At 69.2% G+C, this 13,775-nt stretch carries 22 protein-coding genes and 1 riboswitch; of the genes, 8 read left to right on the forward strand and 14 right to left on the reverse strand.

Annotation, left to right across the window (positions count from 1 at the left end; genetic code table 11):
- Positions 1-11: 11 nt before the first annotated feature.
- The 5 genes from ACN20G_RS29700 to ACN20G_RS29720 form a co-directional block, all read right to left on the reverse strand.
- Positions 12-524 (reverse strand): DUF3592 domain-containing protein, encoded by a 513-nt coding sequence (locus tag ACN20G_RS29700; protein ID WP_424216315.1) that lies wholly within the window; start codon positions 522-524, stop codon positions 12-14.
- A 188-nt stretch (positions 525-712) separates the two neighbouring features.
- Positions 713-1,144: an OsmC family protein gene (locus ACN20G_RS29705; protein WP_424216316.1), complete on the reverse strand. Its 432-nt coding sequence runs from the start codon at positions 1,142-1,144 to the stop codon at positions 713-715.
- A 102-nt stretch (positions 1,145-1,246) separates the two neighbouring features.
- The gene (locus ACN20G_RS29710; protein ID WP_424216317.1) at positions 1,247-1,465 is read right to left on the reverse strand and encodes a hypothetical protein; all 219 of its coding nucleotides are present in this window, start codon (positions 1,463-1,465) and stop codon (positions 1,247-1,249) included.
- Between the two features lie 118 nt (positions 1,466-1,583).
- Positions 1,584-1,940 carry a hypothetical protein gene (locus ACN20G_RS29715; RefSeq protein ID WP_424216318.1) on the reverse strand — a complete coding sequence of 119 codons (357 nt, stop codon included), beginning with the start codon at positions 1,938-1,940 and terminating at the stop codon, positions 1,584-1,586.
- Between the two features lie 27 nt (positions 1,941-1,967).
- On the reverse strand, positions 1,968-2,531 hold the full coding sequence (locus ACN20G_RS29720; protein WP_424216319.1) for a TetR/AcrR family transcriptional regulator: 564 nt from the start codon (positions 2,529-2,531) through the stop codon (positions 1,968-1,970).
- A gap of 141 nt (positions 2,532-2,672) precedes the next feature.
- On the opposite strand from ACN20G_RS29720, the gene tsaD reads away from it, so the two are divergent.
- Complete coding sequence (gene tsaD / locus ACN20G_RS29725; RefSeq protein ID WP_424216320.1) at positions 2,673-3,719, forward strand: tRNA (adenosine(37)-N6)-threonylcarbamoyltransferase complex transferase subunit TsaD; 1,047 nt, start codon at positions 2,673-2,675, stop codon at positions 3,717-3,719.
- Positions 3,720-3,738: 19 nt separating this feature from the next.
- On the opposite strand, the gene ACN20G_RS29730 is transcribed toward tsaD, so the two are convergent.
- Positions 3,739-4,077: an antibiotic biosynthesis monooxygenase family protein gene (locus tag ACN20G_RS29730; RefSeq protein WP_424216321.1), complete on the reverse strand. Its 339-nt coding sequence runs from the start codon at positions 4,075-4,077 to the stop codon at positions 3,739-3,741.
- Between the two features lie 224 nt (positions 4,078-4,301).
- Entirely contained in the window at positions 4,302-6,626 is a 2,325-nt protein-coding gene (metE, locus tag ACN20G_RS29735) for a 5-methyltetrahydropteroyltriglutamate--homocysteine S-methyltransferase (protein ID WP_424216322.1), read from the reverse strand.
- Positions 6,627-6,794: 168 nt separating this feature from the next.
- Positions 6,795-6,991, reverse strand: a riboswitch (cobalamin riboswitch).
- 199 nt (positions 6,992-7,190) lie between these two features.
- Here metE and ACN20G_RS29740 point away from each other — a divergent pair.
- The 7 genes from ACN20G_RS29740 (at position 7,191) to ACN20G_RS29770 (ending at position 11,234) form a co-directional block, all read left to right on the forward strand.
- A complete protein-coding gene (locus ACN20G_RS29740; protein ID WP_424216323.1) occupies positions 7,191-7,433 on the forward strand; it encodes a hypothetical protein in 243 nt (80 codons plus the stop codon).
- The gene (locus ACN20G_RS29745; RefSeq protein WP_424216324.1) at positions 7,405-7,929 is read left to right on the forward strand and encodes a DUF6879 family protein; all 525 of its coding nucleotides are present in this window, start codon (positions 7,405-7,407) and stop codon (positions 7,927-7,929) included. Before ACN20G_RS29740 ends, ACN20G_RS29745 begins: the two co-directional genes overlap by 29 nt.
- A 15-nt stretch (positions 7,930-7,944) precedes the next feature.
- Entirely contained in the window at positions 7,945-8,793 is an 849-nt protein-coding gene (locus ACN20G_RS29750; RefSeq protein WP_424216325.1) for a helix-turn-helix domain-containing protein, read from the forward strand.
- A 97-nt stretch (positions 8,794-8,890) separates the two neighbouring features.
- Positions 8,891-9,121 carry a hypothetical protein gene (locus tag ACN20G_RS29755; protein ID WP_424216326.1) on the forward strand — a complete coding sequence of 77 codons (231 nt, stop codon included), beginning with the start codon at positions 8,891-8,893 and terminating at the stop codon, positions 9,119-9,121.
- 71 nt (positions 9,122-9,192) lie between these two features.
- Complete coding sequence (locus tag ACN20G_RS29760; protein ID WP_424216327.1) at positions 9,193-9,369, forward strand: hypothetical protein; 177 nt, start codon at positions 9,193-9,195, stop codon at positions 9,367-9,369.
- A 594-nt stretch (positions 9,370-9,963) separates the two neighbouring features.
- Positions 9,964-10,416, forward strand: coding sequence for a glycine-rich domain-containing protein (locus ACN20G_RS29765; RefSeq protein ID WP_424216328.1), 453 nt, complete (start codon positions 9,964-9,966; stop codon positions 10,414-10,416).
- 95 nt (positions 10,417-10,511) lie between these two features.
- Positions 10,512-11,234: a class I SAM-dependent methyltransferase gene (locus tag ACN20G_RS29770; RefSeq protein ID WP_424216329.1), complete on the forward strand. Its 723-nt coding sequence runs from the start codon at positions 10,512-10,514 to the stop codon at positions 11,232-11,234.
- A gap of 57 nt (positions 11,235-11,291) precedes the next feature.
- On the opposite strand, the gene ACN20G_RS29775 is transcribed toward ACN20G_RS29770, so the two are convergent.
- From ACN20G_RS29775 to ACN20G_RS29805, 7 genes are all read right to left on the reverse strand, one after another.
- The gene (locus tag ACN20G_RS29775) at positions 11,292-11,681 is read right to left on the reverse strand and encodes a hypothetical protein (RefSeq protein WP_424216330.1); all 390 of its coding nucleotides are present in this window, start codon (positions 11,679-11,681) and stop codon (positions 11,292-11,294) included.
- Between the two features lie 103 nt (positions 11,682-11,784).
- Positions 11,785-11,988 carry a hypothetical protein gene (locus tag ACN20G_RS29780; protein WP_424216331.1) on the reverse strand — a complete coding sequence of 68 codons (204 nt, stop codon included), beginning with the start codon at positions 11,986-11,988 and terminating at the stop codon, positions 11,785-11,787.
- Entirely contained in the window at positions 11,985-12,212 is a 228-nt protein-coding gene (locus tag ACN20G_RS29785; protein WP_424216332.1) for a hypothetical protein, read from the reverse strand. Before ACN20G_RS29785 ends, ACN20G_RS29780 begins: the two co-directional genes overlap by 4 nt.
- A 110-nt stretch (positions 12,213-12,322) precedes the next feature.
- A complete protein-coding gene (locus ACN20G_RS29790) occupies positions 12,323-12,535 on the reverse strand; it encodes a hypothetical protein (protein WP_424216333.1) in 213 nt (70 codons plus the stop codon).
- Positions 12,536-12,590: 55 nt separating this feature from the next.
- Positions 12,591-12,887, reverse strand: a complete 297-nt coding sequence (locus tag ACN20G_RS29795; protein ID WP_424216334.1) for a hypothetical protein — start codon at positions 12,885-12,887, stop codon at positions 12,591-12,593.
- A gap of 27 nt (positions 12,888-12,914) precedes the next feature.
- Complete coding sequence (locus tag ACN20G_RS29800) at positions 12,915-13,268, reverse strand: hypothetical protein (protein ID WP_424216335.1); 354 nt, start codon at positions 13,266-13,268, stop codon at positions 12,915-12,917.
- Between the two features lie 181 nt (positions 13,269-13,449).
- Complete coding sequence (locus tag ACN20G_RS29805) at positions 13,450-13,740, reverse strand: hypothetical protein (RefSeq protein WP_424216336.1); 291 nt, start codon at positions 13,738-13,740, stop codon at positions 13,450-13,452.
- Between the last annotated feature and the right edge of the window lie 35 nt (positions 13,741-13,775).

Here is a 13,775-nt window from a genome sequence, read left to right on the forward strand (position 1 = left end):
ACGGCAGGGGGTCATCGCTCCCCGCGGGCACGGGCGCGGGTGCGCGGGCCGCGAAGCGCGGACACGGCCGAGGCCGCCAAGGCGGCGATTCCCGCGGCGCCGAGGAGCCCCCCGAGGGTCATCATGCCGCTGCCGAAGTCGGCGTCGGACGCGAGGGCGACCTCCTGCGGATTCCCGGGCCGGTAGCGGACGTTGACCTCGTCACCTGCCCGGAGCTTGGAACCGCCGCTCCCGGCCGCGAGGTCCGCCACCACCTCGCGACCGTCGGTGTCGTGGAACGCGACGCGGCAGTGGCCCAGCACGCACGTCCCGCCGCTCCGCATCACCGCCGGCGCCAAGGTGCCGTCCCGCAGTGAGTTCAGGTGTCCCCCGTGCAGGAACAACGCCACCGCCGCCGCGGACGCCAACAGGCCGACGACGAGCCGCACCAGCACGTCAGCGCCGACCCCTGCCCCGGACGGTGCCGTGACGACGGCGTCCTCGGCCGCGCCTGTCCCTTCGGACGCCTCGTTCCGCACCGACACCACGCACACCTTCCCGACTCACCCGACAAACGTTTCAACACTTGTATGGCGATATTGCCAGGTGTGGGTGGCAACGGAAGGGTCGGATCGTGGCGGGGCGCCGGTGTGGGGTGTCGGTGGGGCCGGCGCGAGCGGCCCGGCCGTTGTGGCCGGGGCGCTCGTCGGTTCGGCCCGCGTTCGGACCGCGTTCAGCCCGCGTCGGCGACCTTGACCGTGACGGGGGTTCCGGCCTCCACCGTGCGGCTGACGGTGCAGAGCTTGTCGTGGGAGGTCTTCACGGCACGCGGCAGGATCGCCCGGGCCCGGTCGCCGGCCTCGCCGTCGGGGAAGCGCACGTCGAATGCGGCTTCGAGGTCCGTCATGCGGTTGCCGCCGGCGTCCTCGACCTTGTGCCCGTGGACGGCGACGGAGAACGCGACGGGGTCGGCGTGCCGGGTGGTGGCCACGTCCACGTCGGCGGCGGAGCAGCCGCCGATCGCGGCGAGGAAGAGCTCGACGGGGGTGAAGCCGCCGGCGGAGCCGGTGCCGAAGGTGATCGTGTCACCGCGGGAGTTGGTCGCGGTGAACAGGCCGGGGCCGGTTCGCTCGACGGTGACGGAGCGCAGGGAATCGGTGGTCATGGCATCGACCGTAACCCCTGCGCCGCGCGGACGCGGTGCCACACGGCAGGAGGGATCACGTACACGGCGCCCGCCCGGGCCGTGAGCGGCCCCGCGTCCGGGTCACGGGGCGGAGCGGCCTTCCAGGCAGTGCGCCGCCGTCACGCCGGCGTTCGCGCTCCAGAGGACCGCGCCGCAGAGGTGGAACCCGGGGGTGCCGGCGGGGACGGGGGTGTCGGCGTGGGCCGGCGTCGCCAGGAGGCCCGCGGTCAGGAGAACGGCGGCGGCTCCTGCGACGCGGATGGTGTGGGAGAGCGGCCCGGTGCGCTTGATGACGGTCATGGGGCGAGAGTAGGGGTGTCGGGCGGGTGTGGGGCCCGACCCGGACCTGTGTCGGTGGCGGGTCGTCGCGCCCACCTTCTCCGAGTTCGTGGCGGCCCTGGGGCCGTGACCTCCGATCTCAGCGGGTGGGGAGGGCGCGTTCTATCAGGGCGACCGTGGCGCGCGGGTCGTCGACCTCGATGACGAGCCGGTCCCAGGGGTCGCCGGTGAGTTCGACGACGATGACCTTCGCCGGGTTCTTGACGTGCCAGAAGACGCGCTCGCCGCGGCTGCGGAAGGCGCCCGCCGTGATCACGCCCGGGAAGTGGGTGCCGGCGGTGCGGATGCCCTTGGGTTCGCGGGCGGCGCCGGGGTCGACGGTGGCGCCGCGCACCTCGGCGAGGGGGATGTCGAGGCGGCTCTTGAGCGACCAGACCCTGTCCAGCCCCTCGATCTCGACGACGAGGGTGTTCTCGGTGACGGTGACCTTGGCCATGACGGCTCCTTCGACAGTGGTAAGCATTCAGGGGGTCGAGCGGGGGGTGCCGGCGAGGGCGGCGGTGAGGCCGGCGGCGAGGGTCTCCGGGGGCGCGCCGGCCCGGCCCCGGGCGCGCAGGCCCAGGAGGACGGCGCTCAGGGTGAACCCGTGCGCCGGCCCCTCCCCCGCCCCCGATCCCGTCTCCACGGCGAGCGCCACCGCCCGGTCCAGCTCGTCCAGGGCCCCGTTGACCAGGGTCGCGACCTCGGGGTCCTCGGGGGCGAGTTCGATCGCGGCCAGCAGCAGCGGGTCCAGGCCGGTGCCGCACACCGCCTCCACCAACACCTCCCGGAGTGCGTCCGGGGTGCCGTCCGCGCGGAGGCGGAGGACGTGGGCGGTCAGGGGTTCCACGTCGCGGGTCAGGGCGCGGCGCAGCGCGGTCAGGTAGAGCCCGCGCTTGCTGCCGAAGGTCTTGTACAGGCTGTTGCGGTGCACGCCGAGCCGGGACACCAGCTCGTCCACCGACACGCCTTCGTAGGTGCGCTCGGCGAACAGTTCCACCGCCGCGTCCACCACGGCGTCCTCGTCGAATCCTCGGGGTCTTCCCATGGACAGAACCGTAGCGAATTGAGGAACGACCAGTCAAGAACGAACGTTCCTCAATTTGCGCGCCCCGTCACCGGTTACGACCGACCTCCTTGTTGCGCATATATTGCAATTACTCAGGCAGGGGCAGAAGGAGACGGACTGATGGCAGGCCCTGTGGTGCTCGGGATCGAGTCCTCGTGTGACGAGACCGGGGCCGGGATCGTGCGGGACGGGAAACTGCTGGCGCACGTGGTCGCGTCGAGCATGGACGAGCACGCCCGCTTCGGCGGGGTCGTGCCGGAGATCGCCTCTCGCGCCCACCTCCAGGCGTTCAACCCCGTGGTCCGCCGCGCCCTCGACGAGGCCGGGCTGCGGCTCGGGCAGATCGACGCGGTCGCCGTCACCACCGGCCCCGGACTGGCCGGGGCCCTCCAGGTCGGGCTCGCCGGCGCGAAGACCCTCGCCTACGCGGCCGGTGTCCCGCTGTACGGGGTGCACCACCTCGCCGGGCACGTCGCCGCCGACACCCTCGAACACGGCCCGCTGCCCTCCCCCTGCGTGGTGCTGATCGTCTCCGGCGGCCACACCTCCCTGCTGCTCGTCCGCGACCTGGTCCGCGAACCGATCCTGCACCTCGGCGACACCCTCGACGACGCGGCCGGCGAGTGCTTCGACAAGGTCGCCCGCGTCCTGGGCCTGCCCTACCCCGGCGGCCCCGCCATCGACCGCGCCGCCCGCGCCGGCGACCCGCGCGCCGTCGCCTTCCCCCGACCCCTCACCCGCCCCGGCGACGACCCGTACGCCTTCTCCTTCTCCGGCCTGAAGACCGCCGCCGCCCGCTGGGTGGAGGGGCACCGGCTCGCGGGCCGCGAGGTGCCCGTGGCCGACGGGGCCGCCGCCCTTCAGGAGGCCGTCGCCGACGTCCTCACCCGCAAGGCGCTGGCCGCGTGCGCCGCGTACGACGTGCGCACCCTCGTCGTGGTCGGCGGGGTCGCCGCCAACTCCCGCGTCCGCGCCCTCGCCGAGGCGCGCTGCGCCGCCGCCGGCGTCGAGCTGCGGGTGCCGCCCATGACCCTGTGCACCGACAACGGGGCCATGATCGCCGCCGTCGGCGAGCTCCTCGTCCGCGCCGACGCCGCGCCCGCGCCCCTCGACGTGACCATCGACCCCTCCGCGCCCCTGGAGCACGCCGCCCTCACGCCCGCGTGAGACCCGGCGCGGCGGCCGGCTACGGCGCCTTGGGGTGGTGGGAGGCGACGGTGAAGAGCCGGGGTTGCACGTCGGTGGCGATCGTGGCGGCCAGGTCCATGTGCACCTGCGCCTCGGGGTTCGCGCGCATGGCCCAGTAGTGCTCCTCCGACTCCCACTGCGCGTAGTTGACCACGCGTTCGCCGTCGCGGCTGAGGTGGAAGTTGGCGCAGAGGAAGCCGGGCAGGTGCCTCATGGTCGTCTCGGTGGCCTCCGCGAGCACGGCCACCAGCTCCGCCTGCCGTTCGGGGGCGACGGTGAACACGTTGATGAGGGTGGCCACCGGCCTGCCGGAGTCGATGTGCGCCGTGACGGTCATGGGTGCGGTCTCCTCGTCGTGACGGTCCGGCGCCGGCGCCTCCCGGCCGGTCGCCTTGTTGCGAACGTATGGCAACAAGACGACGCGGGCAGTCGGGCGGATCCGAACGGCTGAGCCCGGACGGGCGACGCGGCGGGCGCACGGGCGACGCGGCGGGCCGGACGGGCGCCCGGGCGCGGGCCGGCCTCCCCGAGGGGCGCCGGCCCGCGACCGGGTCGGTCCCGTCAGACCCGGTCGGGCGCGAGTTCGGCGCGGATCTCGCGGGCCGCCGTCACCAGGTGCTCCAGGGATGCCCGGGTCTCGGGCAGGCCGCGGGTCTTGAGCCCGCAGTCGGGGTTCACCCACAGGCGTTCGGCGGGGATGGCGCGCAGGCCCTCGCGCAGCAGCGCCGCGATCTCCCCGGTGCCCGGGACGCGCGGGGAGTGGATGTCCCAGACGCCCGGGCCGGCCTCGCGGGGGTAGCCGTGTTCGGCGAGTTCACGGGCCACCTGCATGTGGGAGCGGGCGGCCTCCAGGCTGATGACGTCGGCGTCGAGGTCGTCGATGGCCCGCACGATGTCGCCGAACTCGGCGTAGCACATGTGGGTGTGGATCTGCGTCTCGGGCCGCACCCCGGCGGTGGTCAGCCGGAACGACTCCCCCGCCCAGGCCAGGTAGTCGGCGTGGTCGACGGCCCGCAGCGGCAGGGTTTCGCGCAGCGCGGGCTCGTCCACCTGGATCACGGAGGTACCGGCCGCCTCCAGGTCGAGCACCTCGTCGCGCAGGGCCAGCGCCACCTGCCGGGCGGTGTCGGCGAGCGGCTGGTCGTCGCGGACGAAGGACCAGGCCAGCATCGTGACCGGGCCGGTGAGCATGCCCTTGACGGGCCGCGTGGTCAGGGACCGGGCGTGGGAGGTCCAGCGCACGGTCATGGGGTCGGGGCGGGAGACGTCGCCGGCGAGGACGGGCGGGCGGACGTAGCGGGTGCCGTAGGACTGGACCCAGCCGTGGCGGGTGGCGAGGTAGCCGGTGAGTTGTTCGGCGAAGTACTGGACCATGTCGTTGCGTTCGGGTTCGCCGTGCACGAGCACGTCCAGGCCCAGCTTCTCCTGGAGGGCGATCACCTCGGCGATCTCGGCCCGGATCCGTTCCTCGTAGCCGGCCGTGTCCACGCGGCCGGCGCGCAGGTCGGCGCGGGCCGCGCGCAGTTCGTCGGTCTGCGGGAACGAGCCGATGGTGGTGGTCGGCAGCAGCGGCAGGCGCAGGTGCGCGCGCTGCGCGGCGGTGCGCTCCGCGTACGCCTGCGGGCGGTGGGCGTCGGCCTCGGTGACGGCGCCGGCGCGGGCCCGGACGGCCGGGTCCCGGGTGAGGGCGGAACCGGCGCGGGAGGCGAGGTCGGCCCGGTTCGCGGCGAGTTCGGGGGCGATGGCGTCGGTGCCCCGGGACAGGCCGCGCGCCAGGGTGGCGATCTCGGCGGTCTTCTGCCGGGCGAAGGCCAGCCAGCGGCGGACCTGCGGGTCGATGTCGCGTTCGACGGCGGCGTCCAGCGGCACGTGCAGCAGGGAACAGGACGCCGACACGTCCACCCGGTCGGCGAGGCCGAGGAGGGTGCCGAGCACGCTCAGGGACTTCTGGTGGTCGTTGATCCAGACGTTGCGGCCGTCCACGACGCCCGCGACCAGCCGCTTGCCGGGAAGTCCGCCGACGGCGGCGAGGTCGGCGAGGTTGGCGGCGGCGGAGCCGGTGAAGTCCAGGGCCAGACCCTCCACCGGAGCGGCGGCGAGGACCTGGAGGGCCTCGCCGAGCCGGTCGAAATAGGAGGCCACGAGCAGCTTGGGGCGGTCTTCGAGGGCGCCGAGGTCGCGGTGGGCGCGGGCGGCGGCGTTCAGCTCGGCCGGGGTCCGGTCCTGCACGAGGGCGGGCTCGTCCAACTGCACCCACTCGGCGCCGGCCGCCCGCAGCGCGGCGAGGACCTCGGCGTAGACGGGCAGCAGCCGGTCCAGCAGGGTCAGCGGTTCGAAGCCGGGGTCGACGCCGGGGGCGGGCTTGGCGAGCAGCAGGTAGGTGACGGGGCCGACCAGCACCGGGCGGGCCGCGTGCCCCAGGGCGAGGGCCTCGCCCAGTTCCGCGACCTGCTTGGCGGGGTGCGCGGTGAACACGGTGTCGGGGCCGAGTTCGGGGACCAGGTAGTGGTAGTTGGTGTCGAACCACTTGGTCATCTCCAGCGGCGCCACCTCCTGGGTGCCGCGCGCCATCGCGAAGTACCCGTCGAGGGCGTCGGCGGCGACGGCCTCACGGTGCCGGGCGGGAACGGCGCCGAGCATCACGCTGGTGTCCAGCACGTGGTCGTAGTACGAGAAGTCCCCGGTGGGCACCTCGTCGATGCCGGCGTCGGCCAACTGCCGCCAGTTCGCGCGGCGCAGATCGGCGGCGGTGGCGCGCAGGGCCTCGGCGGTGACGCGACCCTTCCAGTAGCCCTCGACGGCCTTCTTCAGTTCGCGGTGCGCGCCCTGGCGGGGGTAGCCGTACACGGTGGCTCGTGCTGCCGCGTTCGCGGGCTTCGCTGTCACGGAACTCTCCTTCGCGAGATGTGTCCAGGAACATCCCGGCGGCGGGACGCGGACGCGAAGGGAACGACACGAACGCACGGGCCACGGCGCGGTGCACCACCGCACGTGCCGTCCGTTGTGTACGCCGACCCGCCCACGAGGTCACCGGGATGACCGCGCGCGGCATCGGCCGGGCGCGGGCAACGGGCAGGTCTTCGGACTCGCGGGCACGCCGACCTCGGACTGTCGAGGCAGGCACCTACTGGCCGTCGCTTCCCAGGACCGTTTCCCGGTCCCAGTGCGTATGACGGCGGTCGTTCCCGCTCACCGCTGCGGGGCAGTCCCGGATTCCCACAGCGTTCCACACCCAACTTGCAACATGATACATGCAGGTCAGAGGGATGCGGGTACAGCAAAGCCCCCGGCCAGCGCCGGGGGCGATGCCATGTTTACGCGGACCTTACGCCACCTGGTAGCGCTCGTAGGCCCTCTCCCCACTTCGGCGAAATCCATCCTTGCCCGCTCCCTGCTTGGACATGATGGTTCGTGGAACGACGTAGAACCGATCACCACGGGAGACGGATCATGGCTCTAAGGTTCATCGCGAAGGACCCGAACACCGACGGTGCGAACTGCCCGACCGTTTGGGTAGATGAAGATCGGCAAGAGTTCCTGTTTCAGGGCTGGAACCCGGACGCGGCAACCATTGCCGAGTGCCTCACCACAGGGCCCATCCCGCCCGGTGAGGGCGTCTTGCGGGTCCCGTTCCGCATGATCAACGCGATCCGAGAGGCTTGTGATGTGGCAGAGCGCTCCACCGTTCAGTGAGCTTCTGGCAGGGTCCCGTACGTCGGCGCTGCACCTTGAGATGCGCGACTACTACGACGACCCCGACGAAGCCCCCCGCGTAGCCGCGTGGGAAGCCGGATACCGGCCAAACCCCGACGACCGGTCCACCTGGTGGCGGCCGTGGCTCGACATGGTGCAAGAGACCGTGGCGCGGGGTGTCGATGTGCGCCGGGCCCGGATCGTCTCGGAGCCCGTCAGCCGCTACACCCGCTACCTGTACGACGGCACGTTCGCCAACATCGCGGCCGGCGAGGGCATCCGTTGGTTGCCGCGCAAGCAGGCTTCCGACATCGCGTTGCCCGGTAACGACTTCTGGGTGTTCGACGGGAAGCTAGTCCGCTTCGGCTACTTCTCCGGGGAGGGCACTTACCTGGGCGACGACGTGACCGACGAACCCTCCGTGGCCAAGCTGTGTACGGACGCGTTCGAAGCCGTCTGGGAACGCGCTGTGCCGCACGAGGAATACCGGATCTAGAGCCACAGCAACACCATGCCCACGTCCCCGTCATCGAGCGCTCAGGCAGCCCGCAAAGCCGTTGCCGACCGCTTGCGAGAGATCCGTCTAGATGCCGGCCTCACAGCCAAGGAGGTAGCCGACCGAACCGGCTGGTACAAGTCGAAGGTCTCTCGCCTAGAGACTGGCGTAACCCCGCCGTCCGATGACGACGTGCGCACATGGTGCCGGGCGTGCGGGGCGGACGGGATGGCCGCTGACATCATTGCGGCTTCCCGTACCGCAGAGAACATGTACGTGGACTGGCGCCGTCTTCAGAAGACCGGTCTACGGCGGCTTCAAGAGTCCTACGTGCCTCTCTTCGACCGCACGAACACGTTTCGCGTGTACTGCTCCAACGTCGTCCCCGGGCTCTGCCAGGCGCCCGGCTATGCCCGTGCGCTCCTCGGGTCAATCACGGCGTTCCGGAACGCACCGAACGACATTGAAGCGGCCGTTGCCGCCCGCGTCGCCCGATCCCGCGTGCTCCGCGAAGGACAGCACCGGTTCTCCTTCCTCCTCGAAGAAGCCGTCCTGCGCCACCGTGTCGGCGGGCCCAACGAGATGCGGGAACAGCTTGAGTACCTGCTCACGGTCATGAGCCTGCCCGCCGTCTCCCTCGGGGTGATCCCCTTCACGGCGGACCGGCGCATGTGGATGTTGGAGACGTTCTCCATCTACGACGACGAGCAAGCCCAGGTGGAGACGCTGACCGCACAGGTCAACGTGACGACGCCTTCCGAGGTTCACCAGTACGCCCAGGCGTTCCACGAGTTCGGGAAGTTGGCCGTGTACGGCCCCAAGGCCCGGAAGCTGATCAAGGACGCTTCAGAGGCGTTGGGTTGATCCCATAGAACTCCGTAGAACTTCGTAGTCCTGCTCCAACCCCACTCCCTACCTTCGTACTCACGCCACAAGGTGAAACTTTCACGGAGGTGGGCCGATGCGAATCGGCAAGGGGGACATTGTTGTCCTCAAGGCGAGCAACGAACTCCGGACGGTCGTACGCGACCCCGAGGGCGACGGGCTCTGGTTGCGCTCCCCGGCCGGGGGCTCCGCCACGCACCACACCAGGGACGAGGTCCGGGCCCCGGACCACAACGAGCGCGGCAAGGCGAACGTTCTGGGGACGCCCGTGGGCAAGCTTGTGAGCCTGTGGAAGGGGTACCGGTGAGCTCGATACTCCCGGCGCCCCGGTTGGTGCCGACGCCTCAGCCCGGATGCCTGCCCTGCTCCGAGGGTGCCATGATCCAACAGGCCGGGGTGAGGACGCATTCCGCGTTCCTCCGCCACCGTGCCGAAGCGATCTTCAAGGCTCACCCCCTGCACCCTTCGAGCGCCGACAAGAGCGGCTTGTTCTCGTCGGACGAGGACCTGATCCCGGGCGCCGAAGTGGTGTTCGTGGACGGGGAAGACCTGTGACCATCGGGCCGATATATGACCACGACTGGTCTGCGGAAGACCGCGAGGAGTTCCGCATAAGGGCTAGCGCCTTGCTCCTGGCCGTGGAAGTGGACCGGCTCCTACAGCTCGAAGAAGCCCTGTCTTCAACGTTGATGGAGCCGGATTCCAATGCCGCCTAAGGGGGCCCGGAGTGTGTTCGCCACGTTCAAGACCGTGCTCAGTAGGACGGTCTTGTTCGTGGGGGCCGCAACGGTGGGCTTCATCCTCTCGTTGGCGGTCTCCCGTTGAACGCCGGTCTTTCCCGTCGCCCCCGTGCGGGAGAGGCCGGCTAGCCCGGATCGTCTTCCGTCCCCCGGGGATGGTCCGGGCATCCAAAGCTCACGGCTCTGCTTGGGGAAGCGGATGAGTCGTGAACCGTCCGGCAGGGAGTAGTGATCCCTCCGGACAACCGCCCGGACCGGGGCGCCGACAACAACCCGGTTCGGGCGCCCAACGCCCCGACCCGTTGCGCGGGTCGGTCGACCACCTAGGAACCCGTTCCTAGGTGGTCATCACTCGTAGTCCTCGATCAGTCACCCGCGGGGCGGGTGGCGTCGACAAGGAGGCAACACAGTGACCACAGCCATACAGCCCCCGATCAATCTGTCCCTGATCTCCCCGGAGCTGTCCGCTCGTCTCATCGCGGACGTGCGCAAGCACCGGCCGGAGCTGACCGACGAGCAGGGCCGCCGTGGCGTGTACGCCATGGTCGGCTACCTCACCGCGTCCGCGTCGACGTACGAGCCGCTGTCCCCCTCGAAGGCCGTCGACGACTTCTGGCACGCGTTCGTGCTGAGAACCGTGGACTACGCCGTGTACTGCGAACGCGCCGCCGGGCGGTTCCTCCACCACGTCCCCGACGACGAGGACGGCGACGGCCAGGAGGACGGCACGGAGTCCCTGGCCCGGACAGTCAAGGCCGTCCGCGCGGCCGGGTTCCGGATCGACTCCGAGTTTTGGCCGGCGACCGGGGCCGCCGAGTGCGGGCAGTGCCACGCCGGGTGTCACGACAGCCCGACCCACTGACCCCTTCTCGCGCCTGAGTTGAGTTCTCCCGGCCTTATCGGGGCCGATTGCAGCAGACTGCCCCCAGGGTTCCCCGTGGCCCTGGGGGCTCCCCCGTGACCGAACAAGGGATAAGCGTGCGTCAATCCGAAGTGTGGGACTCGTGGGCCAAGGGTCGGCCCGGCCGTGCCAGGAAGAACGCCAAGGGGGCGGCATCCTGGTTCAACTGGACCATCTACCCGGACACGGGCCCCGGGGTCGAAGTGCTCGGGGAGCTTGACGACACCCGCCGGGTTCTGGATCTCGGGTGCGGGGCGGGGGCGAACCTCGCCCACGTAACCGGACTCGCCCCCGAGTCTCAGGGCGTCGACTCCTCTTCGGTTCAGGTCCGGAAGGCGGAAGAGCGCTACCCCGAAATCACGGTGTGGTGCGACGACGCCGTACGGTTCCTCGAAACGTCCCCGGCCCCGTTCCACATGATCTACAGCGTCTACGCGGCCGGGTGGTACATCAACCCCGACGACCTGTTGCCCGCCGTGCTTGAGCGCTTGGCCCCCGGGGGGCGGTACGCGTTCTCGCAGAACCCGCCCGTGCTCCCTGAGTGCGTGGGTCCTCAAGGATCCGTGTTCGCCCCGGCTCAGGAGGGCGGGGCCCCCATGTACCTGCCCCGATGGGACTACCCGCCGGACGAGTGGGAGCGCCGCTTGAAGACCGCCGGGTTCGTGAACGTCACCCATCAACACATCCCGTCCCCGTGCGGGAAGAAGCTGGGAACGATGCTGATCACGGCCGACAAGCCGGGCACCCTCCCTTCCCTTCCCGGAGTACCGAGAAGGTGACTGAGAAGCCCCGTTGAACGCTCGACGGCCCCCGCTTTGGCGGGGGCCGTTGCTGTCTTAGAACGTCACGGTGACGATTCGTTCGCCGGCCTCAGGAGCGTTCATCGTCGCATCCAGCCACGCGCCAACGTCGGTCTTGAGCAGAGGGGCCGCCGCGTCCATGTGCTCAAGCCACGCGCGGCTCAGGACCGTGTACTCACGGATCACGGTGACCTCTCCGGAGAGGCCGGCACCCCAGCAGGTGAAGCACTTCCCGCCCTCGATGTGTGCGTAGCCCAGGATCTTGCCGAGTCCGCCGCACTTTTGGCAGTGGCGCCCCTGGTGGTACTCGCGCATTCCGGCCGCGTACTCACCCTCGTTCATGCCCTTGAAGGTGAACCGGTCATCACCCTGATACTCAACGGTGCGGACGAGCTTGCGGGCAGTGTTAGCGGTAAGCAGCTTCATGGGTTCCTCTTCCCTCGTTCTTATGAGTAGAGCTTAACCCGCCTTGCACTGCTTAGTCAACTCAAGAGGGTCGCCCCTAAGAGCGACCCTCCAAGCGTTAGCGCTAAGCCTTCAGCAGGTCTTCCACCCGGTCCACCATGACCATATGCCCGTCGTAGGGGTAGTGGTAGGCACTGAACCCGCCGTAGCCCGGCATGGCGTCATGTAGGCGCCAAACCCTCCCATCGACCCTCACAAGGGCCTCACGATGGATCGGGTCGTAGCAGTCGTCTTGCTGCCAGCCCGTCAGCCACTCAACCTTGCTCACTTGAGCCCCTTAGCTTCGGCGTAACCCTTACCCATGACCTCTACCAGCTCAATGAGCTTGGAGTCGGCATCCCACCCGTACGACTTCATCTCACGGTGCCAAATCGCCATGAACGGCTTCATGATCTCTTTAGCCGCCTCCAAAGATTCGCCGGCCAGGTCCTCACCCAACCCGCGCGCATCGGCCTTGAGTTCTTCCCACGTCTGCCTGTCTCGCTCGTTCATGCCCCTACCCTACTGCACTGCTTAGGCTTGAGTCAAACCGCTAAGGGCATGAGAAAGGGTCGCCCCTAAGGACGACCCTAACCTTGACGTGGCGTGCTCCCGAGTAGCGACTAAGGCTGCTCCCTAAGGATCACGAACAGGCCGTCCGCATCGATAGCCCGTCCGCTCACTTCGAGCTGCTTAGAGAACCGCCCACGGTCCTTAACAGGGCCGTCCACGATGAACGGGACAGCAAGGGGAGAACGGCCAAGCTGACCGATCACCTCATCTCCGACTTGAAGCTTTGACACAACTGCCATCATCAATACGCGCCTATCACTCATGCTCGCAGGGTACAGCAAGAGGCCCCTACTCGGTAGGGGCCTCTTACTCTTATCACTAAGCCGCTTGGAGCGATTCAAGGAACCGATTGGCCACGCGGGTGAAGCGGCGAACCGCCCCTTCGGGGGTCAAGAACTGCTGATCCCACACAGCCTCACCTTCCTGCCTGAACTCGACAGACACGGCGTAGTCCTGCGACGGGAGGTAGTCCCACAACCGGACAACGTCCCCATGAAGGCTTGTCGCCCTACCGACTTCCGCCCATTCTTCCGATGCCTCAGCCTCAGCTATCCGAAGATCGTCCATGGTGAGGTTGTCGAAGATGTTCGCGGTCAAGTACACGGTCTCAGTCATCGCCTTAGGTCCCTTAGTCCGGTGGTCTTACTTGCCAGCCTTCTCGATGCCCCAGGAGCCGTCTTCTTCCCACGTGATCACGGTGCCCTCTCCGTAGGTCAGACCCATGCTGCGAACGGCGCTCAGCGCCACTTCACAGGCCACGTGGCCGTTCCCGCAGGCTTCGGCGACCTGAGCCCCAATCCGGTCGTACGCGGCCGTCAGGTGCTCGTTCACGGAGTCGACCGTCTTGTCGTCCCAGTGCTGGGCAATCGGGGCCTTGACGGGGGCCTCAGCGGACGCGGGGGACACGGCCATGCCCACACCCGCAACAACCCCCAGGGAAACGGCAACGGTGGCGGTGGCGGTCTTGACGATCGTCTTGAGCTTAGCGAGCTTCATGGTTAGTCCTTAGGGTTAGGGCGCTTATCGCGCTCCCCGGCTTGATGTCTCAAGCTTAGCGGTTCTTGCACTGCTTAGCAACTCCACTAAGCCTTAGAGCCCTCTTGACGCTAAGCCCTTACCCCGGATACGACAAAGGCCCCCACAAGGGGGCCCTGAGGGGTTGTCGCGCTACAGGCTGCTACTTGAGTCCGTTAGCGAAGCGGCGGCGGAGAAGGTCCCACTTGCCCTTAGCTTCGGACAGCCCATCAGGGCTGAACGTGAACACGTCGTTGAACCAGTCGGAGCGCTGCACCGTGATGACCGCGAAGCCCGTAGAGGGCACGTCCCACCACGTCGCGACCGATCCAGCGTCGCCGCGCCCTTGAGCCGTCAGGACCCAGCCAGAGCCCTCGGAGAGGGCATAGTCAACGATCTGCCCAGCCACATCGTCGGCCGGCATCGTGGTCGTAACGGTGGTCATGATGCTCATCTCGGACTCTCCCTCTCGGTTGGTATGCCCTAAGC

The sequence above is a fragment of the Streptomyces dryopteridis genome (assembly GCF_049606955.1).
Lineage (GTDB): Bacteria > Actinomycetota > Actinomycetes > Streptomycetales > Streptomycetaceae > Streptomyces.